The following is a 25,005-nucleotide window of genomic DNA, read 5'->3' on the forward strand; positions in this document are numbered from 1 at the left end:
ATAGTGTAAACGGTTACACCCGTAGTATACTTATACTATGAATTTGCTCAAATGGATACTGACAGGAAGGATAGAAAAACAGATGGAATACATAAATACAAGACAAAAAGAGATTTTGTATCTGTTGTTATCTGAGCCTGATGACTATTTAGTTGTGCAAGATTTCGCAGACAGGGTACAGTGTTCTGAAAAAACGATCAGGAATGATTTGAAAGCGATCGAGGATTATCTTAATGAACATTCTCATGCTCAGCTCATTCGGAAACCGGGATTAGGCGTTTATTTACATATAGAAGATCAGGAAAGGGCCTGGCTAAGCCAACAATTACATACTGAACATTTTCATTCTAGGCAGCGGACCGATGAAGAAAGAATGCTGCAAATTGCTTATGACTTATTAATGAATGTAAAGCCTGTTTCCGCAAAAGAAATAGCTGCTCAGCATTTTGTGAATCGATCCGCCATTAAAAAGGATTTGTGTGCGGTAGAGGAGTGGCTGAAGCGATATGACCTCACGCTGGTTTCGAAGCAGCGGCTTGGTTTAAAGGTTGAAGGGAACGAAAAAAGTAAAAGAAAAGCATTGGCAAGAATATCTGATTTGATAGATAACACGGAGTTTACTAGCCAATTTATTAAAAGTAAGTTCTTAAGTCATGAAGTAGATTTTGTGACGAAAGAAATCAAATCATTACAAAAAAAGCATTCTATCTATTTCACAGATGAAACGTTTGAGAATTTGCTGCTGCATACGTTGTTAATGATCCGCCGAATCAAAATGAAGCAGCCGATCTCGATTTCTCCAAGAGAATTGGCGGCAGTAAAAAAGAAGAAAGAATATCAATGGACATTTGCTTGCTTACAACGGCTTGAACCGGTTTTTGCAATCCGCTTTCCTGAAGAAGAAGCTGTGTATTTAACATTACATATATTGGGCGGGAAAGTTCGTTATCCATTACAGAAAGAACTGACAAATGACCTTGAACATGCTGTACTTCCCAAGGTTGTAAGGCACTTAATCAATCGTGTTTCAGAGCTGAAAATGCTGGATTTTCATAACGATCAGGATTTGATCAACGGCTTGAACATTCATCTCAATACAGTGTTACAGCGGCTGAGCTACGATCTTTCTGTATCAAACCCTATGCTTAATGACATCAAAAAGATGTACCCTTATTTGTTTCATCTTGTCATTGACGTTCTGGAAGACATCAATCAAACGTTCGATCTTTATATACCTGAGGAAGAGGCAGCATATTTGACGCTGCATTTTCAGGCAGCGATCGAACGGCTGCGGCGCAGCAGCGAGACACATAAAAAGGCGATCATCGTCTGCCACATGGGCATCGGAATGTCACAATTGCTGCGAACAAAAATTGAACGGAAATGTCATCAAATCGCTGTAATGGCCTGTATCGCTAAAGCTGATTTGGCGGACTATACAAAAAAGCATGAGGATATAGATCTTGTCATTTCCACCATTGCGCTGGAACGTGTAACGATTCCCCATATTGTTGTATCACCGCTTTTGGAGCCTGGTGATGAGAAGAAATTGAGTGCATTTATACGTCAGCTCGACGAATTGCACCGCCAAAAACAAAAAACTTTTCAGATGCTGAACAATACAACTCCTTTTTTGGTTTTTTTACAGCAAGAGGCAGAGCACCGCTACAAGTTAATTGAACAGCTGGCGACAGCTTTGTATGAGAAAGGCTATGTTGAAAAGGAATATGCGGTTCATGCGGTTATAAGGGAAAAAATGGCAGCGACAAACATTGGGGCAGGCATAGCCATTCCTCATGCAAACGCTAAATATATTAAACAATCAGCAATTGCAATTGCCACATTAAAAGAGCCGCTTGATTGGGGAAATGAGAAAGTATCGCTTGTTTTTATGCTGGCTGTCAAACATGAGGATCAAAATATGACAAAGCAGCTGTTTAGTGAGCTTTCATACCTGAGTGAGCAGCCGGCCTTTGTACAGAAGCTGACGAAAGAAACAAACGTCATGACATTTTTATCTTATTTGGATTATTAAAAGCAGGGATTCATTCCTTGCTTTTTTTGTTTATAGGGAAAAATGCCGTTATTTCCGGAACTTATGGTAAAAAAAAGCGATTTTAACGGCATGATTTCGGTATACAGTTGAGACAAGATCTTGTTATTCACACTTTAAAGGAGGTTTCGTATGAAACTGTTAGCGATTACATCTTGTCCGAACGGAATTGCCCATACGTATATGGCAGCGGAAAATCTGCAAAAAGCTGCTGACAGATTAGGCGTTAGCATCAAGGTTGAGACCCAGGGCGGAATCGGGGTAGAAAATGAGCTGACCAAAGAGGAGATTCGGGAAGCGGACGCGATCATTATTGCGGCAGACCGCTCGGTAAACAAAGACCGGTTTAAAGGCAAAAAACTGCTGTCTGTCGGGGTTCAGGACGGCATCCGCAAACCGGAAGAATTGATTCAAAAGGCACTTAGCGGGGACATATCGGTCTATTCCGCTTCTAAATCGGAATCAAGCAATCAACAGGAGAAGAAACAAAATCCGATTTACCGTCATTTAATGAACGGCGTTTCGTTTATGGTTCCTTTCATTGTCGTCGGCGGATTACTGATAGCGGTTGCATTAACGCTTGGGGGCGAGAAAACACCTAAAGGCTTAGTCATTCCGGATGATTCTTTTTGGAAAACGATTGAACAGATCGGCAGTGCTTCATTTTCATTCATGATCCCGATATTAGCCGGATATATCGCATATAGCATCGCTGATAAGCCGGGGCTTGTGCCAGGGATGATCGGCGGATTTATTGCAGCGACTGGAAGTTTTTATGACAGCGCAAGCGGCGCCGGTTTCCTCGGCGGAATCATTGCCGGATTTTTGGCTGGATACGCGGCACTTGGGATCAAAAAATTAAAAGTTCCAAAAGCAATCCAGCCGATTATGCCGATTATTATTATTCCGGTGTTTGCATCACTGATTGTAGGTTTAGCGTTTGTGTTTTTGATCGGCGCACCTGTAGCTCAAATTTTCACATCTTTAACGGTTTGGCTGGCGGGGATGAAAGGGTCGAGCTCGATCCTTCTGGCATTGATTTTAGGCGCGATGATCTCATTTGATATGGGCGGTCCCGTAAACAAGGTGGCATTTCTGTTTGGATCGGCAATGATTGGAGAAGGAAATTATGAAATTATGGGGCCAATTGCCGTTTCCATTTGTATACCGCCGATTGGCCTCGGAATTGCAACGTTTTTTGGAAAAAGAAAATTTGAGGCATCGCAAAGAGAAATGGGGAAAGCGGCATTTACTATGGGACTCTTCGGTATCACTGAAGGAGCTATTCCATTCGCGGCGCAGGATCCTCTTCGAGTCATTCCCAGTATTATGGCAGGTTCTATGACGGGTTCTGTGATAGCGATGATTGGAAATGTGGGAGACAGAGTGGCGCACGGCGGACCTATCGTTGCAGTGCTCGGTGCAGTTGATCATGTATTGATGTTTTTTATTGCTGTATTGGCGGGATCTCTTGTCACTGCTCTGTTCGTCAATGTACTAAAAAAGGATATTACGGAGGCGCCCCCTGTGCTCAGCGAAACTGCACCGCCAAGTGAAGCTGCTGCAGCAAAAGAAATACCGCAGCCAACTCAAGCTGAAAGCCGAGAAGCTGAGATGACGGAATTCAAAAAACTGACAGACATTATCAGCCCAGAGCTGATTGAACCACATTTATCCGGGGAAACCAGGGATGACATTATTGATGAAATGATTCAAACATTGTCCGACAAAGGTGTGCTGCATTCAGAGAGCGGGTTTAAACAAGCCATTTTGAATCGTGAACAACAGGGAACAACGGCGATTGGCATGAATATCGCGATTCCGCACGGGAAGTCTGAGGCCGTCAGGAAGCCGAGTGTTGCCTTTGGGATCAAACGATCAGGTGTTGACTGGAACAGCCTGGATGGATCAGATGCAAAATTAATCTTTATGATTGCGGTACCGAAAGAGAGCGGAGGGAACCAGCATCTGAAAATATTGCAGATGTTATCTCGAAAACTAATGGATGACAGCTATAGAAAGCAACTGCTCTCCGTACAAACAACAGAAGAAGCATACAAGCTGCTGGATGAAATCGTATAATGCGGGGGAATTTTTATGATGACTGAACCGTTATTTTTTAAGCCTGTTTTCAAAGAGAGAATTTGGGGCGGCACCGCTTTAGCTGCTTTCGGCTATAACATTCCGTCAGAACGAACAGGGGAGTGCTGGGCTTTTGCCGCACATAAAAATGGACAAAGCGTTGTTCAAAACGGAATGTATAAAGGGTTAACGCTCTGCGAATTATGGGAACAGCACAGACATTTATTCGGATATCTTGAAGGGGACCGGTTCCCTCTTCTAACAAAAATATTAGATGCAGACCAAGACTTATCCGTTCAGGTGCATCCGAATGATGATTTTGCCAAAACCCGTGAAAACGGGGAGTTCGGGAAAACCGAATGCTGGTACATCATTGATTGCGAAAAAGATGCAGAGATCATTTACGGTCACAACGCAAAAACAAAGGAAGAACTGATCTCGATGATAGAGCTTGGAGAATGGGATGAGCTCTTGCGCCGCGTAAAGGTAAAGCCGGGGGATTTTTTCTATGTGCCGAGCGGTACGGTTCATGCAATTGGAAAAGGCATTCTCGTTTTAGAGACGCAGCAGAATTCAGATACAACCTATAGATTATATGATTATGAGCGAAAAGATCCAGAAGGCAATATGCGCGAGCTTCATCTGGAAAAGAGCATAGAAGTCATAGCGGTTCCATCCATTCCAGATCGTCAAACTGTTCAATATGAACAAACAGATGATTTGCATATAGCCACATTGATTGAATGCGCTTACTTTTCAGTAAAGAAGTGGAGTTTATCAGGATCAGCAAGATTAAAGCAGCAAAAACCATTCCTTCTTGTCAGTGTTATTGAAGGGGAAGGCCGGATGATCTCCGGTGATAATGTTAATACCTTTCAAAAAGGAGATCATATGTTGCTGCCTTTCGGTTTTGGACAATTTAAACTGGAGGGGCAGGCAGAGTGTATCGTCTCTCATCTATGAAACGATAAAGGGAGCAAGTACGCCAATTCATGCTGGACCAGACTGTTTCATGTAGCGGACTAAAGTGTTGCTGAATATGGAAAAACCCTTCTCAGATTGGAGGGTTTTTTTGATTGAAAAAGGAGTTTAGTCCCTTTGATAAAAAGAAGACTATACGCATGCTGTGGAAGGAACTTTTGATCCCTTACCCGCATTCACGATTCAAAGCCTGACGTTCTTTAAGTGCGGGGTTTTACATTATTTTGTCTAACATTACTAACTAAACCTTGAATAGGCTGTAACACATTTTTGCTGTTATTTTTTCTTATAACAATTGCAGCTATACTAGCTCCTAAACCTAAGAGAGACATCCACATCATCCCTCTGTTTCTTTTACCAGATAAAAGGGGTTGTTTTCTTGCGTTTAAAAGGGCGGTTATCCACCGGACATTATTCATCTTAAAGCCACTTCCCATCAAAATTTTTGTTTCGATACTTAGTTTTCGCAAAAGAGGAATTGATATGCTGGAATTATAATGATGGAAGTCAAAAAAGAATATATAAGAATGCAACGAATTAAACTACACATGCTGGACAAACTTATAGGGATTAAAAAAGAAGAAAGGAGGATGGAAATGAAAAAATGGCTGCAAATTATAAGTGCGTTGTTTCTATCCAGTTTTGTATTAATGGGCTGTAATACTGGTCAAGATAATAATGATAATGATAACAATGCTCCAGATGTTGAGGAGAACAATCAAGATAATAACGGCAACAACCAAGATACTAACGATAACAACGTTCCAGGTGTCGATGAGGATGATACCATCAATAAAGATGATGAAAAAGATAATGATCCTGACCCTGAAGATCCAGTTGAGGATCCTGAAGATACCGATAAAGATAGAAAAGACGAGTAAGGAAACTGCACAAATATTTTTTGAAGAAAAACCCGCTCTCAGTTTAGAGGGAGGGTTTTATCATTTGCACGTGCTTAAAAAAAAGCAGGCATAGAGCCTGCTTTTTTATTGTTTTACATTGTAACGTATCTCCAATGCATAAAGTCTTCTGATTTATGCTCCAATTTAAACCCTAACTTCTCTAAAATACGTTGTGAACCAAAATTGTTATGTTCACATCTTGCTGTGATATGGTTCACCGTATCTTGGCTTAATGCCCAGTTTATGATTTTTTGGGCAGCTTCAACACAATACCCTTTGCGACGATGGCTTTTATTTGTTGCAAAACCGATTTCGATCATACCATACGAATCCGGATCACCTAAAAATCCGGTTCCTCCAACAATTTCATTATTGTCCTTCTTTAAAATAATCCATGAATCAAATCCTTTTGTTCCATTGTTTTCAACTAATTTCTCACGGAAATAAGGGATGGCTTCAAAAAAATCAGAATTTGGCCATTCACCATTTGTTTCATAACCTAGGTCTTTAATGGCCTGATGATCTCGTTTAGATGCAGCGTTAAGAAGGGGAATATCAATCGTTTTTAATCGTAACCGATTCGTTTCAAGAAGAACCATATGTCTAATCCTCTTTTCTTTTTACTGGTAATAATGATAACATATAGAAATTTTGATCGGGAATAAAAATTCTTGGGGACCAGAGAATGGTGAAGAGCATGTGGTGTATTTGAAATGAACCGTAGACAAAGTGCGATAATGCCATTTGGGGACCAATGTCCTCTCGTATTAGAAGATAATCACTGCCTTGACAGTATAGAGACCGCCCGGTATCATAGATCCAAAACGGGTAGGAAAACGCTTGGTAATAAAGCGTTCCTACCCGTTTTTCTGTTTCTGCTGAAACATTTTGTGTTACCTTTTTGCAATCAGATAAAGCGATATGGCTCTTTGGGTTTGAACAGGATTATGAAGCGTAATGACCCATTGGTTTCTTCTCCTCGGATAGCTTGCTATTGCATACAATGGAGCATAATCGCGTGGAGCAAACCCGCCATTCACCACTTTTATATCCCTTCCTTCAAGATAACAAACAAGGTATTCACCGGGATCTATTACCTGTTGGCCAGTCCATGCGTAAGAATAAAAGCCGTCTCCGAGATCCTCAGAGGAAGATGGCGGAATAAAGCCATCAATATTCAATGTGATTTCTCTTCTTCGCTGTCTTTCTGAAAAGTCTGGATTTCTTTGAGTGTTAGGAGTATGTGTAAAGTAAGGAATTAACGCAGGACCATAAAAGTAATGATACAAAGCAACCACTCCTTAGTTTTACATTCATACAAATTGTATGTGTGTGTATGTCGTTAATTCCTGTTTTGTTTCAAGTTGACTAAGAATGGAACTTAAGGAGTGAGATCCTTTAATTGGCTTAATGTCTTTTTTTGCACGTTTTTATTTGCTGCGGAGGCGGTGTTTTGACAATGCAGGTCAGTAGAATATGGCTGTCTCTGATGATAGAATTTACTTATTAACTGCAATTAAGAAGACATACATTCGATCGTGGGGGAAAAGGATGGCGAAAAAAATGACAAAAACAAATGCGGTTCGTTTGATAGAACAGCAGAACATCTCCTATGAGTTATTAGGCTACAAAACAGAAGGCGGCCAGCCGCTAGATGGCATCTCTGTTTCGGAAAAAATTGGTTACCCTTTGCAGTATGTATATAAAACATTGGTGGCAACAGCAGGAACAAATCATTATTACGTGTTTGTTGTACCCGTTGCAGAGGAATTAGATGTAAAAAAGGCAGCAAAAGTAGTAGGAGAAAAGAAAATAGAAATGATTGCAATGAAGGAACTATTAGGGGTAACTGGCTATCTTCGTGGCGGCTGCTCACCAATCGGCATGAAAAAATTGTTCCCGACTTATATTGATGCAGCAGCTGAAACACTTGATTTTATCATTGTCAGTGCAGGGAAAATCGGTATGCAGCTAAAGGCAGCGCCACAAGATTTAGCCAAAGCATGCGATGCAACATTTGCAGAAATTGTATAGATAGTAAATAAAAAAGCTTAGACACCTAGACTAAGCTTTTTCCGCATCTCTTTCAAATATGATTTCAAAATAAGCAGCTGCTCCATACCCATCGATACTAGGAGCGAAAATCTGAACGAATGTCCAGCCACTTTTCGCATAGTCATGGATGATTTGCTGGTAGTCTTCTTTAGGCCTTCTTCTCATAGTGCTCAGTTCTACTCTTACGAATTCATATTCTTTCATCGTTTGATACCTCCTATTAAGGTATACGTAAGAATAAGAAGGAAGTAACAAAAAACTGGTAAAAATTGAACCGTAATAAATAATGCCTTTCTTAAAGGGAGAGGCTTTTTTTATTTTTGAGAAAAAGATTCCGTAATATTTTGTTTATTTTCATACAACAACAAATACGTTTCCATCTGGCGCTTGAATACTTGCCTGTGCGTATCCATTGAACTTCAGGAACATCGTCTAAAAAAGAACTAATGATTTACAACGAGTAATTAATCAAGGTGATTGAAAATGGCACTTGTTTATAAGAAGATCCGGGTCAGCAATCCAGATGAATCTCTTGCTTATTGAATTTGACTGAATATATGAGTAAAAAAAGCGCGGCCAAAACATATAAAAATGAGAAGATCATTAACGCACTCATAACTGGATAATGTTTAGCAGAGTAGATAAAAAAATCGAGCTGCGAAATTTGCTTGGGGCTGGTGATGGTATCAATTCCATTTAGGAGTTTTGAAAATGTAGCGGTATAGTTCCAATCAAATCGATCTGAAACAAGCTCGCTTCCTTGATACCAATTGACGGCGGTTAAAAACAGAAAAACCATGAAAGATAATCCAAGCTGTACAACTAAAAGCATCCCTTTCAATGTTGTCGACCTCCAAATCTATGAACATGGAAAAAACTAAATAATATATTACCATAATATGGGGTATTCGGACAATTTCTCTTTCTTTTCTTGCATGTAAGATAAAGGCAAAAGTCTATTTTTTTGTTTGTTTTTGGCTTATAATACCTGATGATGGAAAAAAAGTTCGAGCTTATAGATTGGAGAACTACAAGTATTTGCCATTTTACTTTTGTACTTTGGCGAACACCCGGTAGTAAGCTGGGGGACGTACTTTCTTTTCTTTCAATCGAAACATGCAAAGATGCGGACATGTTTAATATCCGGCTGGGCTTTATCTCATTATGTATTTTGCCTTTAAGTAATCATTTCAAGAAAGTGATGATATTCAATGAACAAAGAAACCCTAAAATACATACTCACTATTTTCTCAATATGTGCAACCCTTCAGGAAACCGATGATATGAGTATTGCTCATAGCTGGATTTTGACTGAAATCGTACGATTTTTGATTTGCACGGCTGTGTTTTTAATCCTGACATTTCTATTAGATGCTGTTTTTCCAAACAAAAAAGAGTCACATTAATGTGTGGCTCTTTTTGCATAACATCATCTGATCAAAAACATCACAAATGAATCAATCATCATGATTAAAAACAGCAAGCAAAAATAAATGAGCGAGTAGACAAACATATCCTTTGCCCACTTCACGTCATCATCCGTTTTGAATCCTTGGATGCTTTTTTTGATCCATATGCCTCCGAGAACCAAGGCAGCTAAGAAATAAAATGGACTGATATGACCAGCGGCGAGAGTAAAAGGAAATAACAGCGTCACTGGCACTAGGACTGCAATATATTGAATCATTTTTACTTTCGTTACATGATTTCCTTTTACAACAGGCAAGAGCGGAACGCCCGCTGCCCGATATTCCTCTTTCCGTCTTATCCCAATCGCCCAAAAATGCGGGGGCTGCCACAGAAACATAATCGCGTACAATAGCACTGCCGTCATACTTATGTCTCCGGTTACGGCACAATACCCTATCAATGGCGGCGCAGCTCCCGGAAAGCTCCCGACAAATGTACTCCACACAGAGGTTCGTTTCACCCATACCGTATAGATGATCGCATAAAAGATAAAGGCGGCCAGTCCGAGAAGGGCAGTTAATGGATTGAGGGAATACAGCATCACAAGACCGGTGATTCCTAATACGGAGCCATACGTTAAGATCATGGCTGGCGGCATTTTCCCTGTGACTGAGGCCCTGCTGCGGGTGCGCGCCATTTTTGCGTCCATATGGCGGTCAAAATAATTGTTATAGACAGTCCCGGAAGCCATAACAAACGCGGTTCCAAACATTGCTGTCACCATTGTCATCAAAAAAGCCATTCCTGTTAATGGTTTTTCTGCGCTGGCAAAAGCAATCCAAAATCCGCCGAAGGCAGCTATCGAGTTTGATATGATAATGCCGGGTTTTGCAAGTTTGATAAAATCGTAAGCTGTTACCCGGTTAGAAGGTTTTATGTATGTCGTTTCAGATATAGCTGCAGAATCTCTTGTATTCTCCAAAAATAGACGCCTCCCCCAAAACTGCATGCTTTTGTTATCGTAACAAGAGGGCTGTGAAAGCGCAATTATTTCCTATATTTGTCATGATATTGTCATTTTTAAAACAAAAAAATGGGGAGCTGGACTGCCCCCATTTCGGTAAACGAAGCCTAGTATCCTCCGCCGTATCCTCCGCCGTATCCTCCGCCATATCCGCCGCCGTACCAAGGGTAGTAAGGTGGACGCGGGCGCGGGTAGTAGTAAGGCGGACGCGGATAAAACGGGTAGAACGGATAAAACGGTCTTGGATAATAATAAGGCGGATAAAATGGCGGTCTCGGGCGCGGATAATAATAAGGCTGTCTTTCATCATAAGGTGTAATTTGTTCAAACGACTGTTCATTCAAAGGATAATCCAAGAGGAAAACCTCCCTAACTTTTTTATTCTGTTTACCATATTCTAGATGTTTGAGTTGGGTGTATGTACATTTGTGAAATCGTTTATTTTTTTATAATGAAATTCCTGAAAAAGGATTGACAAGAACTTTTAAATCTCATAGTATTACAAATGTGAAATAAATGTTACTTTAATGTTACAAAAATATTTCTAAAAAGATACGATTCTAACATTGATGCAAGATAAATCGAAACGGTTACGAAAGAAGGAATTGGGTTGTTGGCAAAAAGAATCAAGTGGTTTCATGTATTAATTGCAGTTGTATGTGTGGCGGGCCTTATCGGCTTTTTCCATAATTCATTACAAAAAGAAACGGTTATGAATAAAGTAAAAACTGATTCTCAGTATGGGAATGTGGAAATCGCAACGCTTGTGAATGACGGGAAAACTTTCAATTACGCGGTCAACTATCCTGTTTTCAAAAATAAAAAAATGGATGGGGTATTAAAGAGTTTCGCAGAGAAAGAGGTTCGCCAATTTCAGAAGGAAACAAAAGACGTCGATCAGGAGCATACGAAAAAACGCAACGAATTAAATGTTGATTATAAAATTGTCCATTATGCCAAGCAGACAGTAGCAATTGTATTTAATGAATATAAATATATCGGCGGTGCACACGGGCAAACCGTGAAAAAAACGTTTAACTATGATTTTAGTAAGCAAGCTTTTCTTTCAATTGATGATATTTTCAATGAGGATGCTGACTATTTACATAAGCTTTCGTTAATCGCTTATCATGAGCTGAAAAAAGATAAGGACATTGCTGCCGACGATGCGTTGTTAAGAGAAGGAACGGCACCGAAAAAAGAAAATTTCAGCCGCTTTGCCATCAAGGAAGATTATATCGAATTTTATTTTGATACATATCAGGTCGCAGCAGGCTATCTTGGAGGGCAATCGATTGCCATTAAAAAAAGCCTTTTGAAAGACAGCTTGAAAGAACAATATATGGATAAAGCAAAAAACAAAAATAAAATCAAAGAACAAAAGCCGAAGCATGAAGTGATTTCATTGCCCAAAGAGGAAACAATTGATCCAAATCAAAAAGTCATTGCGCTTACTTTCGATGACGGCCCGAATCCTGCGACAACAAATCAGATTTTGGACTCCTTGAAGAAATATAAGGGGCATGCCACGTTTTTTGTTCTGGGGAGCAGGGTGCAATATTATCCGGAAACACTTAAAAGAATGCTGAAAGAAGGAAATGAGGTGGGGAACCATTCATGGAGCCATCCGCTTCTCACAAGGCTTTCAGTGAAAGAAGCGTTAAAGCAGATCAATGACACGCAGGATATCATTGAAAAAATAAGCGGATACCGCCCGACGCTTGTAAGACCTCCATACGGCGGCATTAATGATGAGCTGCGGAGTCAATTGAAAATGGATGTCGCGTTATGGGATGTTGATCCGGAAGATTGGAAAGACCGTAACAAAAAAACAATCGTTGACCGTGTCATGAGTCAGGCGGGAGATGGAAGAACCATCTTGATTCACGACATCTACCGCACCTCTGCTGATGCGGCTGATGAAATTATCAAAAAGCTCACCGATCAAGGCTATCAATTGGTGACGGCCTCTCAGCTTGAAGAGGTTAAAAAACAAAGAGAAGCGAATTAATACGAAAAGGCTGCCGCGGATATTGCCCGTTTGGCAGCCTTTTTTCTTTTTAATAAGATCCTGTCGTAGCCCAAACATTCAGGTTCGGTCCTGAATACTTGCCGAATGCGTAAGAAGTTCTTGGGTCTAAATCATATACCATCGGTGTATAACAAGATTTTTGGCCGGCTACAGCTTTTCCGTTTCCGCCTGCAGAATCACAGTTATATCTCTTTCCGTCCGTGTTTCGGGTAATCTCCGCGTTTGCTTCAAAGCCTGTCGTCAATGTGTTATTCATCGTGATTTTTGCCCAAGCCGTTTTACATGTACTGCTGAATTTGAGCTCGACCACCCCGATGACTTGATTGTTGGCATTCACTAAATTTGAGGATTTTTTTGTGGAGCCGCTGGACGCACAATCATTGTAATAAGGGCTTTTTCCATCGTAGGCATGGGTTTCTGCATTGGCGGGTGCTCCTTTGACAGCAAAAACAAATACTACTGCGAATAACACCAATGAAGCTTTCGTAAACAGTCTTTTCATGTTCTTTATTACCTCCTTAATATGGCAAACAATAAATCATACGGAGGAACAATCAAAACATGCATGCTTTTTTGTGAACAATAAAGGCTGCCTGGAGGATGGAGTTCTTGACCGCCTTTGGTGAGATATTAAGCTTTTACATCAATGGTTTGTCCGAGCGTCGGATGCTGAATCATCTTTAAAGTTTGATCGGCATTTTGCTTGCGGTATCCATCATTTTTTTCGTTAAAGCGATATCAACATTTTGGGCAAGGGATGCTTGATGCATCGCAACTGATAAAGCAGGAATATCCATCGTTCCACCTCCTATGCCTTACCTATCGGCGGCTTTGTATCATTTTACAGTGAAAAATGGCTTAATTTTCGCTGTTGACCCTTACGCTGCGGCATACCGTATGTTTTTGACAAGGAGGGAATCAGGATGAATCTTGTAATGGAAAAGACTATTGAGCAATACGAAAAACTGTTCTCAATGGATGAACAGAAAAGAGAGGATGAATTTCGGTATACGATGATGAGGCCGTTTGAAAAGATGTGGGGCGCCATCCAAGTTCCGCTGAAAGCAAAGGAGCCAAACGGCTATGATGTAATGATGGCTGTGAAAATGCTTGGTTATTTGGATATCCGTGATGCTGAAACCGGGCAGAAAGCACTGCAAATACTGAAAGAATCACATGCTGCAGAGACAGCTGAAACTGCGCTTCGGCAATGTATACTTTTTGCTGAGCGCAAGCAGCTGCGGGTGAATGCCGGCGAGATCAAATTCGGTCTTTATATCGCTGATCCCAATAAGCTTCAGCTGCAAAAAGGCTACTGCGGGTTTGGCGGAATACCGGGCTTTATTCAAGTATGGATTGATCCGAACAGTTATAACCTGCCGAGGCTCCCCTCTATCATTGCTCATGAGTTTCATCATAATTTGCGGTTTTCGTATGTTGATTTTCATCACGGCTCTGTGAGTGTCGGGGATTATCTCGTGATTGAAGGATTGGCTGAGTCATTTGCCAGAGAGCTGTTTGGCGAGGAGCAATTGGGTCCTTGGGTAACACGTTTTGATCAAGAAGATTTGCAGTATTCCATTGAAGTGATCAATGAGGTGCTGGATGTGAAAGGTTTTTCGGAAGTCAGCCGTTATATGTTTGGTGATCCAATTGCTAAAGAGCAAGGCTTTGAGCCTGCTGGTTTATCGGCTTTTGCGGGTTATGCGGTTGGATATCATGCCGTTCAGTCATTTATGGATAAACAGCAAGTCACGATAAACGAGGCCACACTCCTGGATGCGGAGATCATTCTTTCACAGTGCGGGCTGTTTTCCAAATGAAAAAAGCGTCACATATTGCGGCGCTTTTTGATTTCCAGAACCAGCAGTTCTATGGCGGCACAGGCGGTAATTCCGACTGTATACGCTCCGATATCGCTCCATAAAAATCCGTATCCCAGAACAAGACCGCCAAGAGAAGTGTCTCTGATCCGATCGATCCATTCGGCGTGATACAGCTGGCTGATTTCAATGATAAAACAGAAAATAAGACTGATAATGCCCGTCATCATTGTCTTCAGTTTTTGAAATAGAAACCCGCATCCCGTAAAGATCATGGCGGCCCACAGCGAGTCTCCGAGATAAGGATTGACGGCATCAGGAAGAACACTGGAGAATGCTCTTGATCCCAGCCCCAGCCCGATGATCAGTAAGGTGAAAGCTGCATATATCCATCGATTTCGCTTCATTGAAAATTGATACCCCGTCTCCAATTGATCTCCCATGTATTGTAAGGAATATATCTTTTATTTGTCCAATAAAAAAGCGGCCGAGCAGCCGCATGATGGTTTTATTTTGCTTTTAGGTTTACATGGTCAGCGGTCTGGTCCGTGCCTATTACAAAATGGAGTTCATATCGGCCTGTGTCATATACATAATCGATTTCATCAGTAAACGGGACGGTTAATACTCGATTCGCGGGGCCTATTTCATTTTGCAGCACTTCCGGCGTAACCCCGCCTAAATTCAGCTGCCGTTCGACCCCTGTCCCAAAGTAGCGGATTTCTGAAATCGTCATGTCTTTATGATAGGAAAATCCGTAGCCCGGCTGGCCCATATTCCAGTGATATAAATCAAACCGATTGTCTCCTCCAGATGGTCGTTCCGGTTCCCCTAGTGCAGCGTGGACATCGCCTTTCGTGCTTTTGTTAACGGTAAGGCCTTGCACCTGCTGAGGCATTTCTCCTGTGTAGGCGGTGCTGTAGAGATTTTTGACAAGCTCGGCGGCTGATTGGTTTGTGTTTTCAGAGAGCGTGTTTGTTTGAGTTACGCCCTTTGCCGGTGTTGAAAAGGACGCCGCTCCAAAGCTGGAAAGTGTGCCTGTCAGTACGGCTGCCGAGGTTAGAACAGACATTGTTTTTTTCATGTTGATCCCTCCTTAATCATCTACCATCTCGTTTCCCGGTGTTTATGCAATAAAACATGTGGGTGCGCTTTGTATGTTTTGCTGAGTCCTTGTAGGGGAACTGAAATGGGTAATTCGGTATATACAAGCAAGAAAGGGGAATGGAGATGGCTGACAAGAAAAACATCACAATAAACGGCGTTGAAATGGAGGCGTCCGAGGAACAGACGGTGCTGCAGCTTTTGAATAACAGTTCAATTGAAGTGCCGCAAGTTTGCTATCATCCAAGCTTAGGGCCGATTGAAACATGCGATACGTGCATTGTCAGCATCAATGGTGAGCTGAAAAGATCGTGCTCAGCTGAATTAAAGGATGGGGACGTCATTGATACGCTTTCACCTGATGTGAAAAAAGCGCAGGTCATCGGGATGGACAAGATTTTATATAATCATGAGCTTTATTGTACTGTTTGCGATTACAACAACGGGGGATGCGAAATACATAATACGGTGAAGGAAATGAAAATCAATCACCAAAGCATCCCGTTTGATCAGAAGCCTTACCATAAGGATGAATCTCATCCGTTTTACCGGTACGATCCAGATCAATGTATTTTGTGCGGACGCTGTGTCGAAGCGTGCCAGGACGTTCAGGTAACTGAAACATTGACCATTGATTGGGAACGGAAGCGCCCGCGCGTCATTTGGGATAATGATGTGCCGATCAATGAGTCGTCGTGTGTATCATGCGGCCACTGTTCAACTGTCTGTCCGTGTAACGCGATGATGGAAAAAGGAATGGAAGGGGAAGCCGGATATTTAACAGGCATTGATAACGAAACGCTCCGTCCGATGATCGAGATTACAAAAGGCGTAGAGACAGGGTACGGCTCGATTCTCGCCATTTCTGATATGGAATCCGCCATGCGTGATGAACGAATCAAGAAAACGAAAACCGTCTGCACCTATTGCGGTGTTGGCTGCAGCTTTGATGTCTGGACAAAGGGCAGAGACATTCTGAAAGTCGAGCCGCAGGAGGAAGCGCCAGCCAACGGCATTTCTACCTGTGTTAAAGGGAAGTTCGGCTGGGATTTCGTGAACAGCGAGGAACGCCTGACAAAGCCGCTGATCCGCGAAGGCGACCGTTTCCGTGAAGCGGAGTGGGAGGAAGCGTTATCGCTGATCGCCAGTAAGTTCACGGATTTAAAAGAAGAGTTTGGCCCGGATTCACTCGCTTTTATTACATCTTCTAAATGTACAAATGAAGAATCCTATCTCATGCAAAAGCTGGCCAGGGGGATCATCGGCACAAATAATGTGGACAACTGCTCGCGCTATTGTCAATCTCCTGCGACTGCCGGCCTGTTCCGGACGGTCGGCTATGGCGGTGACTCAGGGTCAATTACAGATATCGCGCAAGCGGATCTTGTGTTGATTATCGGTTCGAACACGTCAGAGTCACATCCGGTCTTGTCCACTCGCATTAAACGGGCTCATAAGCTGAGAGGGCAGAAAGTGATCGTAGCGGATATCAGAAAACACGAAATGGCAGAGCGCTCTGATTTATTTGTTCAGCCGCGTGCCGGATCAGATATCGTCTGGCTGAATGCCATCGCCAAATATTTAATTGAAAACGGCAAGGCCGATGAAATCTTTTTGCGGGAAAAAGTGAACGGACGGGATGAATATGTAAGAAGCCTGGCACCATATACCCTTGAATATGCCGAGGAGAAAACCGGAATTGATCAAGAAACGCTTATCCAAATGGCGGAGATGATTGGCCAAGCTGACAGTGTGTGCGCATTGTGGGCAATGGGCGTGACACAGCATATTGGCGGAAGCGACACGAGCACCGCAATCTCTAATCTGCTGCTTGTGACAGGAAACTACGGGAAACCGGGAGCAGGTTCTTACCCATTGCGCGGCCATAACAACGTGCAGGGAGCAAGTGACTTCGGAAGCATGCCTGACAAACTGCCGGGCTATGAAAAAGTAACGGACGAACAAGTCCGCCAAAAATACGAGCGGGCGTGGGGTGTGCCGCTGCCGAAGGAGCCGGGCATGACCAACCACGAAATGATCGAAAAAATCCATTCCGGACAGCTGAAAGCGATGTATGTAAAAGGTGAAGAAATGGGCCTGGTCGATTCCAATATCAATCATGTACACGCCGCATATGAAAAGCTTGATTTCTTTGTGGTGCAGGATATTTTCCTTTCACGTACAGCCGAGTTTGCTGATGTTGTTCTTCCTGCGAGCCCGAGCCTTGAAAAAGAGGGCACCTTTACTAATACAGAACGCCGTATTCAGCGGCTGTATCAGGTGTTTGAACCGCTGGGCGAATCAAAGCCTGACTGGCAGATTATTATGGAGGTTGCCAATAAGCTTGGCGCTGACTGGCACTATGGGCACCCTGGAGACATTATGGAGGAAGCAGCCATGCTGTCGCCGATTTATGCCGGCGTCACCTATGAACGCCTTGAAGGCTACAATTCCCTTCAATGGCCTGTAAACGCTGATGGAAAAGATTCGCCTTTACTCTTTACAGAGCGCTTTCCTTTCCCGGACGGCAAAGCCATTCTCTATCCTGTTCAGAGGACAGAGCCTGAAGAATTCGGTGAGGAATATGATATCCATGTCAACAATGGGCGGCTCTTGGAGCATTTCCACGAAGGAAACCTGACCTACAAATCAAAAGGCATTTCGAAGAAAACACCGGAAGTGTTCTTAGAAATTTCTCCTGAGCTTGCGGCGGAACGGGGAATTCAGGACGGAACCCTTGTCAGACTCACATCGCCTTTCGGAAATGTCAAAGTGAAGTGCCTGATAACGGATCGTGTCAAAGGGAAGGAAGTATACCTGCCAATGAACGATTCAGGGGAAGCGGCGATTAATCTGTTAACAGGCAGCCATGCCGATAAGGATACCGATACGCCTGCATACAAAGAAACATCAGCCAAAATGGAAATTTTGAAACACGACGGAACCAATCCGCTTCCTAACATCAATCACCGAAACGGCAATCCGCAGCCGCAAATCGGTGTGCAGGTACAAAAGAAATGGGCGCGGAAGGATTATATTTTTCCTGGCGACGCAGTGAAAAGGGGGATCGGACATAATGGCTAAAGCGATTAAACGAATTCAAAAAATCGAGGTAACCGAAGAGGATCAGCGAAAGCGTGATATGAAAGAAATTGAAGATGCATTAGTCGAAAATAAGGAAGCCATTCTTGAAACGATGCAAATGCTCGGCCACATGAACGAGCGCGGCGTCCTTCCATTGCTCCGCGGCCTTTTTGGCCAAGGAGATAAAGTCCTTGATATCCTAGTGAAAAAGGCAGATACAGAGGAAACGGCCAATACGCTGAAAAATCTGCTTCTTCTGTTTGGAACGCTCGGCATGCTGGACGTAAAACAGCTGGAGCCTCTCATTTTGAAAGTGAATGCGGGTGTGGCAAACGCGGTGGAACAGAAGAACAGCGAAGAGAAAACAGGTTATTTTGATATCATCCGTTCGCTCAAAGACCCGGAAATCAACAAAGCAGTTACGCTGCTCTTCTCCTTTTTGAAAGGAATGGGACAAGATACAAAGGAGCTGGAACGCACGACGCAGCCTCCGGAGCACCAAAAACATCATCAGGAGCCCAGAGAGAAAAGGGAAATGAATAAGCGAGATTGATTACCTGCCCGAGCCGGCTGCTGCCAGCTTGGGTTTTTGTGTGAAATGAGCCTTAGGAACCAGGAAGAAATATCTAAAATAGAAACAAGACAAAGAAGTTTTTGTTTTGGAAAATGATATGCCATCACCGGCCTGTCCAGTATTTTTTCCAGTAAAGGATAAATCTCTATGTCATTGGCTGACCTATACTATGAATGGATATGATAGAGTAATTTGTTACTTTGTTCCCTGTTAAGAAAAGGAAAAGCGTGATTATAATAGAAAACGATTACTTTAGATGGAGGAACAGCAATGAAAAAAGTATTATTCATTTTGTTTGTGCTAACGATTGGATTTGCGCTTTCTGCGTGCAGCCAGTCCAGTGATGCGTCAGCTGAGCAAAAGACAGAAAAGAAAGAAGCAACAGCAACGGAAAAGAAAACAGAGGAAAAAGAAACCAAAACGGATGAAAAGGTGCATAAAGTAGGCGAAACTTTTAAAGCTTCCAGCACAAATTTCTCGGTCAATAAAGTATATACGACGGCAGAACAAGGCGAGTATAAGACAAAAATTGGCGAGAAAGAAAAAACAATAAATAATAATGAAGAATTTTTAATAGCTGAGGTAACGATCGAAAATACAAGCGACAAGTCTTTCAATTATACGAGTGGCGGTTTTGAATTGAAAGACGGCAAAGATCAATCGATCAGAGCAAACATAGTATCTACAGCTGACCTGAAAACAAGCCTTAAATCAGGGAAGTTAGCCTCGGGTAAAAAGGTAACAGGCACAGTTAGTTTCGTGATTCCAAAAGGAGAAAAAAACCTTAATCTGTCATATAATCCATCATTTTTAAATTTTGAAACAGAGGATATTACATATTTCGTAAAACTGAATTAAGGTATCTTTTGAGCATGTCACCGGAAAATCGGAGCATGCTTTTTTTATTTTAAAAGAGATTGATAGTATAAAATGGGAGTGAGGTGATCAATTATGCAAACCAAATGGCTGGAACGGGCACAGCGGATTCAGGCGATCGCACAGGCAGGGCTTGCTTTTTCCAAGGATGTATATGACAGGGAAAGATACGAAGAGCTGATGAAGCTCAGCGTAGAGATGATGGCGGATTACTCGCAGACGGAAATTGAAGTCATCACTGATTTATGGAAGGGCGAGAAAGGCTATCCGACACCGAAAGCGGATGTTCGCGGAGCAGTATTTCGAGAGAATCAGATTTTGCTTGTCCGGGAGAAGCACGATGAGCTGTGGTCGCTGCCGGGCGGGTTTTGCGAGATTGGTTTATCACCGGCAGAAAACGTGATCAAGGAAATCAAAGAAGAGTCGGGGTACGATACAGAACCGTCTCGATTGCTGGCCGTGCTAGACAGCCATAAGCATCCTCATCCGCCTCAGCCTTATCATTACTATAAAATCTTCATTGAATGCAGTATAACGGGCGGGCAGGGGGAAATAGGAATTGAGACGAATCACGCCGCTTTTTTTCCGGAAGACAGGCTCCCGCCGCTTTCTCCAAAACGAAACACACCTTCACAGCTCAGCATGCTATTTGACTTTTTGCGCCATCCGGACAAGAAAACGATATTTGACTAACAAAGAAAGAGCCTGGAAGGCTCTTTCTTTGTTATAGCGCAATATGTTTTTCACTGGAGAGTTTCAGAAGAGTCAAAATAGAATCGGCTTGTTTATGGCCGAGTTTTTGCTTTAATTTGTTTTCTTCAACTAATCGGCTGCCGTAAATCTCGACAGAGGCTTTGTCAACGACAGTATGCCAGTTTTCCTGCTTTTTTCCCTCAACAAGCGGTTTTTCATGTCTCTCAGAAAAAGAGAACACAAACAATACAAATGCAAGTGAAAGTAGGATGCCGACAACTTGTTTTTTGAAATTGGTCTGTGCTGCCATGTTGTTCTCTCCTTCACCTTTTACCTTCTATTTAATCATAGAATCAGCTTGGTTTATATAATGGAAAAGTCATTTTTGGGGTTAGTGCTATTGATTGAGAATAGGGGGTGTTTTCTGTCGGAGTGTGTGCAATTGAATGCATAGTGAATTTACATGCTTATGTCTAAGGTCACGTTGTGAGCCAAAGCGGCAGTGCTGAATAGAAAAAAATTGAAAGATTATGGTAAGATGAACGAAATTCGAGGGGGAATATATGATGCCTGCATCGGACATCATGATCGCCTGCCTGCTGTTATCCAATCTGTCTATACTTGATTGTCCCTCTCTTTTTCGAAAGCGGGAGGTGAAGAAGAGCGTCAATTGCTGAATTCTTTCAAGGGGAGTGACAATACGTGAATGTGTTAAACCGCCGGCAAGCCTTGCAGCGAGCGCTGCTCAATGGAAAAAACAAACAGGATGCGTATCATCCGTTTCCGTGGTACGAATCGATGAGAAAGGATGCGCCTGTTTCCTTTGATGAAGAAAACCAAGTGTGGAGCGTTTTTCTTTATGATGATGTCAAAAAAGTCATTGGGGATAAAGAGGTGTTTTCCAGTTATATGCCGCAGCAGTCAAGCTCTATCGGGAATTCCATTATTAATATGGACCCGCCAAGGCATACGCAAATCCGTTCTGTAGTGAATAAAGCCTTCACACCGCGTGTAATGAAGCAATGGGAACCGAGAATTCAGGAAATCACAGATGAACTGATTCAAAAATTTCAAGGGCGAAGTGAGTTTGACCTTGTTCACGATTTTTCATACCCGCTTCCGGTTATCGTGATATCTGAGCTGCTGGGAGTGCCTTCGGAGCATATGGATCAGTTTAAAGCATGGTCTGATCTTCTGGTCAGCACACCGAAGGATAAAAGTGAAGAAGCTGAAAAAGCCTTTTTGGAAGAACGAAACAAGTGCGAGGAAGAACTGGCCGCGTTTTTTGCCGGCATCATAGAAGAAAAGCGAAACAGACCGGCACAGGACATCATTTCAATTTTAGTAAAAGCGGAAGAAACAGGCGAGAAGCTGTCCGGAGAAGGGCTGATTCCGTTTTGCACGCTGCTGCTGGTAGCTGGAAATGAAACCACCACAAACCTGATTTCAAATGCGATGTACAGCATATTAGAAACGCCGGATATATACGCTGAACTGCGCAGCCATCCTGAACTGATGCCTCAGGCAGTCGAGGAGGTCCTGCGTTTCAGGGCGCCTGCACCGGTTTTAAGGCGCATTGCCAAACGGGATACGGAGATCGGGGGGCACCTGATTAAAGAAGGAGATATGGTTCTGGCTTTTGTGGCATCAGCAAATCGTGATGAAGCGAAGTTTGACAGGCCGCACATGTTTGATATCCGCCGCCATCCCAATCCGCATATCGCGTTTGGCCACGGCATCCATTTTTGTCTTGGGGCACCGCTTGCCCGTCTTGAAGCAAATATCGCGTTAACGTCTTTGATTTCTGCGTTTTCTCATATGGAATGCGTCAGTATCACTCCGATTGAAAACAGCGTGATATACGGATTAAAGAGCTTCCGTGTCAAAATTTAATCAATAAGGGGACTGGTTTCATGAAAAAGTACCATATTTCGCTCATCAACATCCCGAGGTACGGGCATGTCAATCCTACGCTTGCATTAGTAAAGAAGCTTTGTGAGAGAGGGCATCGTGTCACGTATGCCACGACTGAGGAGTTCGCGCCTGCTGTGCAGCAAGCCGGTGGTGAAGCATTCGTTTATCATTCATCCTTGACTATTGACCCCAAGGAGATCAAGGAGATGATGGAAAAGAATGAGACGACGCTCAGTCTCTTGGAAGAATCTTTTAGCATTCTGCCGCAACTTGAGGATTTATATCAGGATGATCGCCCTGATCTGATCCTCTATGATTTTATTGCGCTGTCGGGAAAATTGTTAGCTGACAAGTTACATGTGCCGGTCATCAAGCTCTGTTCATCATACGCCCAAAATGAATCCTTTTGGCTCGGGAATAAAGACATGCTGAAAAGAATAAAAGAAGCGGAGGCTGAATTCAAAGCCTATTTGGAGCAAGCACAATTGCCGGCTGTTTCATTTGAACAATTAGCTGTGCCGGAAGCATTAAATATTGTCTTTATGCCGAAGTCCTTTCAGATTCAGCATGAGACGTTTGATGACCGTTTCTGTTTTGTCGGCCCATCCCTTGGAAAACGGACGGAACAAGAAAGCCTGTTGATTGAAAAGGATGATCGCCCGCTTATGCTGATTTCATTGGGAACAGCGTTTAATGCATGGCCGGAATTTTACAAGATGTGCATTGAGGCATTTCGGAATTCTTCATGGCAAGTGATCATGTCGGTCGGGAAAACGATTGATCCTGAAAGCCTGAATGATATTCCTGCTAATTTTATCATTCGCCAAAGTGTGCCGCAGCTTGAGGTGTTGGCGAAAGCCGATATGTTTATTTCACATGGCGGAATGAACAGTACGATGGAAGCGATGAATGCAGGTGTGCCGCTTGTCGTCATTCCGCAAATGTATGAGCAGGAGCTCACCGCAAAGCGTGTCGATGATTTAGGGCTCGGCGTTTATTTGCCGAAAGAAGAAGTAACGGTTTCCAGACTGCAGGAAGCGGTGCAGGCGGTAGCAGGTGATCAGGAGGTGCTCAGCCGCGTCAAGAATATGCAAAAGGATGTAAAAGAAGCAGGCGGGGCGGAGCGTGCGGCAGCTGAGATTGAAGCGTTTATGAAAAAATCCGGTGTACCGCAATAAGTCAAAAAAACCGAAATCAAGATTGATTTCGGTTTTTTTGACTAAATATTTTTTTTCATCCCGCATCTCCGGCATTCTCTGAGAAATTTTCCGCCTTTTACAGAGCTTTTGAACAGTGTGTAATCACAATTGTCGCAGCGCCCGCTGTGGACGTCCGGATATTCATTAAACTCGTAAATGATCGATGTATCGTAACCCTTTGTTTCATATTCTTCTTTTTTTGTTTCCATGATCGATCCTCCGTTCGTAAACGTGTCTGCTGTATATCTTACAGCAAGCTTCCGGCGTATTCAATGGATAGTAGAGGTTTGGATTTATCTTGATTTCTCCCTTTGTATGCGCCACAATAGCTTTATTAAGCTTGTATACATAAAAAGCCTATGCAAAGAGGAGAGGAAACGGGTATGGGAAAAGGGTTACTTGGAAAACGCGTGGCGATCGGGGGCTCCCGAAAAACAGAAGAAATCAGCACGATCATTGAAAAACAGGGCGGAACTCCTGTCATCCGGCCTCTCCAAGGAACGGTTTACTTGGCAGAGAAGCAGGTAGAGCCGGATTTGCGGACGTTTGCGGAGAGAAAAGCTGACTGGGTTATTTTCACGACAGGCATTGGCACGGAGACTCTTGTCGATATGGCAGAGAAAATCGGTCTGAAAGACGAGTTTCTGCAGGCGATTCGCCAGGCGAAAGCGGCATGCCGGGGATACAAAACGCTGGCTGTGCTAAAAAAGCTAGGGATCACACCGGAAGCTTTGGATGAAGACGGGACAACAAGAGGCTTAATCCGGTCCTTGGAGCGTCACGACTTTTCAGGAAAAACAGTCATGGTGCAGCTTCATGGAGAAAAAGCACCGGCCCTCATGGCATTTCTTGAAGAAAAGGGCGCATCTGTCTTGCCGATTCTGCCTTATCAGCACATCCCGCCAGAGGAGGAAACGGTGGAGCGGTTATGCCGGGAGCTGATGAACGGTGAGATCGATGCCGTTTGTTTTACAACGGCAATTCAGATTCGTTCTCTGTTTGAGTTTGCCAAGGAGCGCGGCTATATCGATGAAGTGAAGACCGTATTCGAAGAGCGCGCCATTGCCGCGGCTGTCGGAAAAGTGACTGCTGAAGCACTGCGGGAAGAAGGCATCACAAGACTGCTTGCTCCGGAGATTGAGCGGATGGGCGCGATGATTATTGAGCTGTCCAAGTATTATGAAGAAAAGGAATAACCC

The 25,005-nt window shown here is 43.0% G+C and carries 27 protein-coding genes and 1 pseudogene; 15 read left to right on the plus strand and 13 right to left on the minus strand.

Features of this window, described 5'->3' with window-relative positions; genetic code table 11:
- The first annotated feature begins 82 nt into the window (after positions 1 to 82).
- From manR to manA, 3 genes are all read left to right on the plus strand, one after another.
- Positions 83 to 2,035 carry a mannose transport/utilization transcriptional regulator ManR gene (gene manR, locus M1M80_RS06705; RefSeq protein WP_060398401.1) on the plus strand — a complete coding sequence of 651 codons (1,953 nt, stop codon included), beginning with the start codon at positions 83 to 85 and terminating at the stop codon, positions 2,033 to 2,035.
- A 150-nt stretch (positions 2,036 to 2,185) separates the two neighbouring features.
- Positions 2,186 to 4,135, plus strand: a complete 1,950-nt coding sequence (locus M1M80_RS06710) for a fructose-specific PTS transporter subunit EIIC (RefSeq protein ID WP_060398402.1) — start codon at positions 2,186 to 2,188, stop codon at positions 4,133 to 4,135.
- Positions 4,136 to 4,150: 15 nt separating this feature from the next.
- Entirely contained in the window at positions 4,151 to 5,098 is a 948-nt protein-coding gene (manA, locus tag M1M80_RS06715; protein WP_060398403.1) for a mannose-6-phosphate isomerase, class I, read from the plus strand.
- A 218-nt stretch (positions 5,099 to 5,316) separates the two neighbouring features.
- Here manA and M1M80_RS06720 read toward each other — a convergent pair whose 3' ends face one another.
- Entirely contained in the window at positions 5,317 to 5,535 is a 219-nt protein-coding gene (locus M1M80_RS06720) for a hypothetical protein (protein ID WP_060398404.1), read from the minus strand.
- Positions 5,536 to 5,712: 177 nt separating this feature from the next.
- Between M1M80_RS06720 and M1M80_RS06725 the strand changes: the two genes are divergently transcribed.
- The gene (locus M1M80_RS06725; protein ID WP_032732176.1) at positions 5,713 to 5,997 is read left to right on the plus strand and encodes a hypothetical protein; all 285 of its coding nucleotides are present in this window, start codon (positions 5,713 to 5,715) and stop codon (positions 5,995 to 5,997) included.
- A gap of 113 nt (positions 5,998 to 6,110) precedes the next feature.
- Here the strand turns inward: M1M80_RS06725 and M1M80_RS06730 are convergent, their stop codons facing one another.
- Together M1M80_RS06730 and M1M80_RS06735 are read right to left on the minus strand one after the other, a co-directional pair.
- On the minus strand, positions 6,111 to 6,617 hold the full coding sequence (locus tag M1M80_RS06730; protein ID WP_060398405.1) for a GNAT family N-acetyltransferase: 507 nt from the start codon (positions 6,615 to 6,617) through the stop codon (positions 6,111 to 6,113).
- 294 nt (positions 6,618 to 6,911) lie between these two features.
- Positions 6,912 to 7,307 (minus strand): hypothetical protein, encoded by a 396-nt coding sequence (locus tag M1M80_RS06735; protein WP_060398406.1) that lies wholly within the window; start codon positions 7,305 to 7,307, stop codon positions 6,912 to 6,914.
- A gap of 262 nt (positions 7,308 to 7,569) precedes the next feature.
- Here M1M80_RS06735 and ybaK point away from each other — a divergent pair, with 262 nt between their 5' ends.
- The gene (gene ybaK, locus M1M80_RS06740; protein ID WP_060398407.1) at positions 7,570 to 8,052 is read left to right on the plus strand and encodes a Cys-tRNA(Pro) deacylase; all 483 of its coding nucleotides are present in this window, start codon (positions 7,570 to 7,572) and stop codon (positions 8,050 to 8,052) included.
- Positions 8,053 to 8,082: 30 nt separating this feature from the next.
- Here ybaK and M1M80_RS06745 read toward each other — a convergent pair whose 3' ends face one another.
- Together M1M80_RS06745 and M1M80_RS06750 are read right to left on the minus strand one after the other, a co-directional pair.
- Positions 8,083 to 8,277 (minus strand): DUF4177 domain-containing protein, encoded by a 195-nt coding sequence (locus tag M1M80_RS06745; protein ID WP_003239199.1) that lies wholly within the window; start codon positions 8,275 to 8,277, stop codon positions 8,083 to 8,085.
- Positions 8,278 to 8,584: 307 nt separating this feature from the next.
- The gene (locus M1M80_RS06750; protein WP_060398408.1) at positions 8,585 to 8,914 is read right to left on the minus strand and encodes a YjdJ family protein; all 330 of its coding nucleotides are present in this window, start codon (positions 8,912 to 8,914) and stop codon (positions 8,585 to 8,587) included.
- Between the two features lie 442 nt (positions 8,915 to 9,356).
- Between M1M80_RS06750 and M1M80_RS21530 the strand changes: the two genes are divergently transcribed.
- Positions 9,357 to 9,479, plus strand: a complete 123-nt coding sequence (locus M1M80_RS21530; RefSeq protein WP_003239197.1) for a hypothetical protein — start codon at positions 9,357 to 9,359, stop codon at positions 9,477 to 9,479.
- A gap of 23 nt (positions 9,480 to 9,502) precedes the next feature.
- Here the strand turns inward: M1M80_RS21530 and cyoE are convergent, their stop codons facing one another.
- A complete protein-coding gene (gene cyoE, locus M1M80_RS06755) occupies positions 9,503 to 10,492 on the minus strand; it encodes a heme o synthase (protein ID WP_080428993.1) in 990 nt (329 codons plus the stop codon).
- A 122-nt stretch (positions 10,493 to 10,614) separates the two neighbouring features.
- A complete protein-coding gene (gene cotT, locus M1M80_RS06760) occupies positions 10,615 to 10,863 on the minus strand; it encodes a spore coat protein CotT (protein WP_060398410.1) in 249 nt (82 codons plus the stop codon).
- 254 nt (positions 10,864 to 11,117) lie between these two features.
- Here cotT and pdaC point away from each other — a divergent pair, with 254 nt between their 5' ends.
- Entirely contained in the window at positions 11,118 to 12,518 is a 1,401-nt protein-coding gene (gene pdaC / locus M1M80_RS06765) for a peptidoglycan-N-acetylmuramic acid deacetylase PdaC (RefSeq protein WP_060398411.1), read from the plus strand.
- Between the two features lie 49 nt (positions 12,519 to 12,567).
- Here pdaC and M1M80_RS06770 read toward each other — a convergent pair whose 3' ends face one another.
- The gene (locus tag M1M80_RS06770; RefSeq protein ID WP_060398412.1) at positions 12,568 to 13,041 is read right to left on the minus strand and encodes a YjfA family protein; all 474 of its coding nucleotides are present in this window, start codon (positions 13,039 to 13,041) and stop codon (positions 12,568 to 12,570) included.
- A 128-nt stretch (positions 13,042 to 13,169) separates the two neighbouring features.
- A pseudogene (locus M1M80_RS06775) lies at positions 13,170 to 13,336 on the minus strand (YjfB family protein).
- Positions 13,337 to 13,462: 126 nt separating this feature from the next.
- Between M1M80_RS06775 and M1M80_RS06780 the strand changes: the two are divergent.
- On the plus strand, positions 13,463 to 14,362 hold the full coding sequence (locus M1M80_RS06780) for a DUF2268 domain-containing putative Zn-dependent protease (RefSeq protein ID WP_060398413.1): 900 nt from the start codon (positions 13,463 to 13,465) through the stop codon (positions 14,360 to 14,362).
- Positions 14,363 to 14,370: 8 nt separating this feature from the next.
- Here M1M80_RS06780 and M1M80_RS06785 read toward each other — a convergent pair whose 3' ends face one another.
- Positions 14,371 to 14,769 (minus strand): ribosomal maturation YjgA family protein, encoded by a 399-nt coding sequence (locus M1M80_RS06785; RefSeq protein ID WP_032732175.1) that lies wholly within the window; start codon positions 14,767 to 14,769, stop codon positions 14,371 to 14,373.
- Positions 14,770 to 14,870: 101 nt separating this feature from the next.
- Entirely contained in the window at positions 14,871 to 15,446 is a 576-nt protein-coding gene (locus M1M80_RS06790) for a YjgB family protein (protein WP_060398414.1), read from the minus strand.
- Positions 15,447 to 15,592: 146 nt separating this feature from the next.
- On the opposite strand from M1M80_RS06790, the gene fdhF reads away from it, so the two are divergent.
- From fdhF to M1M80_RS06810, 4 genes are all read left to right on the plus strand, one after another.
- The gene (gene fdhF / locus M1M80_RS06795) at positions 15,593 to 18,550 is read left to right on the plus strand and encodes a formate dehydrogenase subunit alpha (protein WP_060398415.1); all 2,958 of its coding nucleotides are present in this window, start codon (positions 15,593 to 15,595) and stop codon (positions 18,548 to 18,550) included.
- The gene (locus M1M80_RS06800; RefSeq protein WP_060398416.1) at positions 18,543 to 19,103 is read left to right on the plus strand and encodes a helical membrane plugin domain-containing protein; all 561 of its coding nucleotides are present in this window, start codon (positions 18,543 to 18,545) and stop codon (positions 19,101 to 19,103) included. Before fdhF ends, M1M80_RS06800 begins: the two co-directional genes overlap by 8 nt.
- A 291-nt stretch (positions 19,104 to 19,394) precedes the next feature.
- Positions 19,395 to 19,982, plus strand: coding sequence for a DUF4352 domain-containing protein (locus M1M80_RS06805; RefSeq protein ID WP_060398417.1), 588 nt, complete (start codon positions 19,395 to 19,397; stop codon positions 19,980 to 19,982).
- Between the two features lie 93 nt (positions 19,983 to 20,075).
- Positions 20,076 to 20,693 carry an NUDIX hydrolase gene (locus M1M80_RS06810; RefSeq protein WP_060398418.1) on the plus strand — a complete coding sequence of 206 codons (618 nt, stop codon included), beginning with the start codon at positions 20,076 to 20,078 and terminating at the stop codon, positions 20,691 to 20,693.
- A gap of 31 nt (positions 20,694 to 20,724) precedes the next feature.
- Here M1M80_RS06810 and M1M80_RS06815 read toward each other — a convergent pair whose 3' ends face one another.
- Positions 20,725 to 21,003, minus strand: coding sequence for a hypothetical protein (locus M1M80_RS06815; RefSeq protein WP_019258109.1), 279 nt, complete (start codon positions 21,001 to 21,003; stop codon positions 20,725 to 20,727).
- Between the two features lie 392 nt (positions 21,004 to 21,395).
- Here M1M80_RS06815 and yjiB point away from each other — a divergent pair, with 392 nt between their 5' ends.
- Together yjiB and M1M80_RS06825 are read left to right on the plus strand one after the other, a co-directional pair.
- A complete protein-coding gene (gene yjiB / locus M1M80_RS06820) occupies positions 21,396 to 22,586 on the plus strand; it encodes a monooxygenase YjiB (protein WP_060398419.1) in 1,191 nt (396 codons plus the stop codon).
- 20 nt (positions 22,587 to 22,606) lie between these two features.
- A complete protein-coding gene (locus M1M80_RS06825; RefSeq protein WP_060398420.1) occupies positions 22,607 to 23,785 on the plus strand; it encodes a macrolide family glycosyltransferase in 1,179 nt (392 codons plus the stop codon).
- A 41-nt stretch (positions 23,786 to 23,826) separates the two neighbouring features.
- Here M1M80_RS06825 and M1M80_RS06830 read toward each other — a convergent pair whose 3' ends face one another.
- On the minus strand, positions 23,827 to 24,015 hold the full coding sequence (locus M1M80_RS06830; protein WP_019258112.1) for a DUF8096 family protein: 189 nt from the start codon (positions 24,013 to 24,015) through the stop codon (positions 23,827 to 23,829).
- 174 nt (positions 24,016 to 24,189) lie between these two features.
- Here M1M80_RS06830 and M1M80_RS06835 point away from each other — a divergent pair, with 174 nt between their 5' ends.
- Positions 24,190 to 25,002, plus strand: a complete 813-nt coding sequence (locus M1M80_RS06835) for a uroporphyrinogen-III synthase (RefSeq protein WP_060398421.1) — start codon at positions 24,190 to 24,192, stop codon at positions 25,000 to 25,002.
- Positions 25,003 to 25,005: the final 3 nt, after the last annotated feature.

The organism is Bacillus inaquosorum (assembly GCF_023238325.1).
Taxonomy (GTDB): Bacteria; Bacillota; Bacilli; order Bacillales; family Bacillaceae; genus Bacillus; species Bacillus inaquosorum.

Excerpts from the sequence above, each read along its gene's own strand:
- manR (WP_060398401.1), top strand. The coding sequence starts at position 83 with ATGGAATACATAAATACAAGACAAAAAGAGATTTTGTATCTGTTGTTA.
- M1M80_RS06710 (WP_060398402.1), top strand. The coding sequence starts at position 2,186 with ATGAAACTGTTAGCGATTACATCTTGTCCGAACGGAATTGCCCATACG.
- manA (WP_060398403.1), top strand. The coding sequence starts at position 4,151 with ATGATGACTGAACCGTTATTTTTTAAGCCTGTTTTCAAAGAGAGAATT.
- M1M80_RS06720 (WP_060398404.1), bottom strand. The coding sequence starts at position 5,535 with ATGAATAATGTCCGGTGGATAACCGCCCTTTTAAACGCAAGAAAACAA.
- M1M80_RS06725 (WP_032732176.1), top strand. The coding sequence starts at position 5,713 with ATGAAAAAATGGCTGCAAATTATAAGTGCGTTGTTTCTATCCAGTTTT.
- M1M80_RS06730 (WP_060398405.1), bottom strand. The coding sequence starts at position 6,617 with ATGGTTCTTCTTGAAACGAATCGGTTACGATTAAAAACGATTGATATT.
- ybaK (WP_060398407.1), top strand. The coding sequence starts at position 7,570 with ATGGCGAAAAAAATGACAAAAACAAATGCGGTTCGTTTGATAGAACAG.
- M1M80_RS06745 (WP_003239199.1), bottom strand. The coding sequence starts at position 8,277 with ATGAAAGAATATGAATTCGTAAGAGTAGAACTGAGCACTATGAGAAGA.
- M1M80_RS21530 (WP_003239197.1), top strand. The coding sequence starts at position 9,357 with ATGAGTATTGCTCATAGCTGGATTTTGACTGAAATCGTACGATTTTTG.
- cyoE (WP_080428993.1), bottom strand. The coding sequence starts at position 10,492 with ATGCAGTTTTGGGGGAGGCGTCTATTTTTGGAGAATACAAGAGATTCT.
- M1M80_RS06770 (WP_060398412.1), bottom strand. The coding sequence starts at position 13,041 with ATGAAAAGACTGTTTACGAAAGCTTCATTGGTGTTATTCGCAGTAGTA.
- M1M80_RS06780 (WP_060398413.1), top strand. The coding sequence starts at position 13,463 with ATGAATCTTGTAATGGAAAAGACTATTGAGCAATACGAAAAACTGTTC.
- M1M80_RS06785 (WP_032732175.1), bottom strand. The coding sequence starts at position 14,769 with ATGAAGCGAAATCGATGGATATATGCAGCTTTCACCTTACTGATCATC.
- M1M80_RS06790 (WP_060398414.1), bottom strand. The coding sequence starts at position 15,446 with ATGAAAAAAACAATGTCTGTTCTAACCTCGGCAGCCGTACTGACAGGC.
- fdhF (WP_060398415.1), top strand. The coding sequence starts at position 15,593 with ATGGCTGACAAGAAAAACATCACAATAAACGGCGTTGAAATGGAGGCG.
- M1M80_RS06800 (WP_060398416.1), top strand. The coding sequence starts at position 18,543 with ATGGCTAAAGCGATTAAACGAATTCAAAAAATCGAGGTAACCGAAGAG.
- M1M80_RS06805 (WP_060398417.1), top strand. The coding sequence starts at position 19,395 with ATGAAAAAAGTATTATTCATTTTGTTTGTGCTAACGATTGGATTTGCG.
- M1M80_RS06810 (WP_060398418.1), top strand. The coding sequence starts at position 20,076 with ATGCAAACCAAATGGCTGGAACGGGCACAGCGGATTCAGGCGATCGCA.
- M1M80_RS06815 (WP_019258109.1), bottom strand. The coding sequence starts at position 21,003 with ATGGCAGCACAGACCAATTTCAAAAAACAAGTTGTCGGCATCCTACTT.
- M1M80_RS06825 (WP_060398420.1), top strand. The coding sequence starts at position 22,607 with ATGAAAAAGTACCATATTTCGCTCATCAACATCCCGAGGTACGGGCAT.
- M1M80_RS06830 (WP_019258112.1), bottom strand. The coding sequence starts at position 24,015 with ATGGAAACAAAAAAAGAAGAATATGAAACAAAGGGTTACGATACATCG.
- M1M80_RS06835 (WP_060398421.1), top strand. The coding sequence starts at position 24,190 with ATGGGAAAAGGGTTACTTGGAAAACGCGTGGCGATCGGGGGCTCCCGA.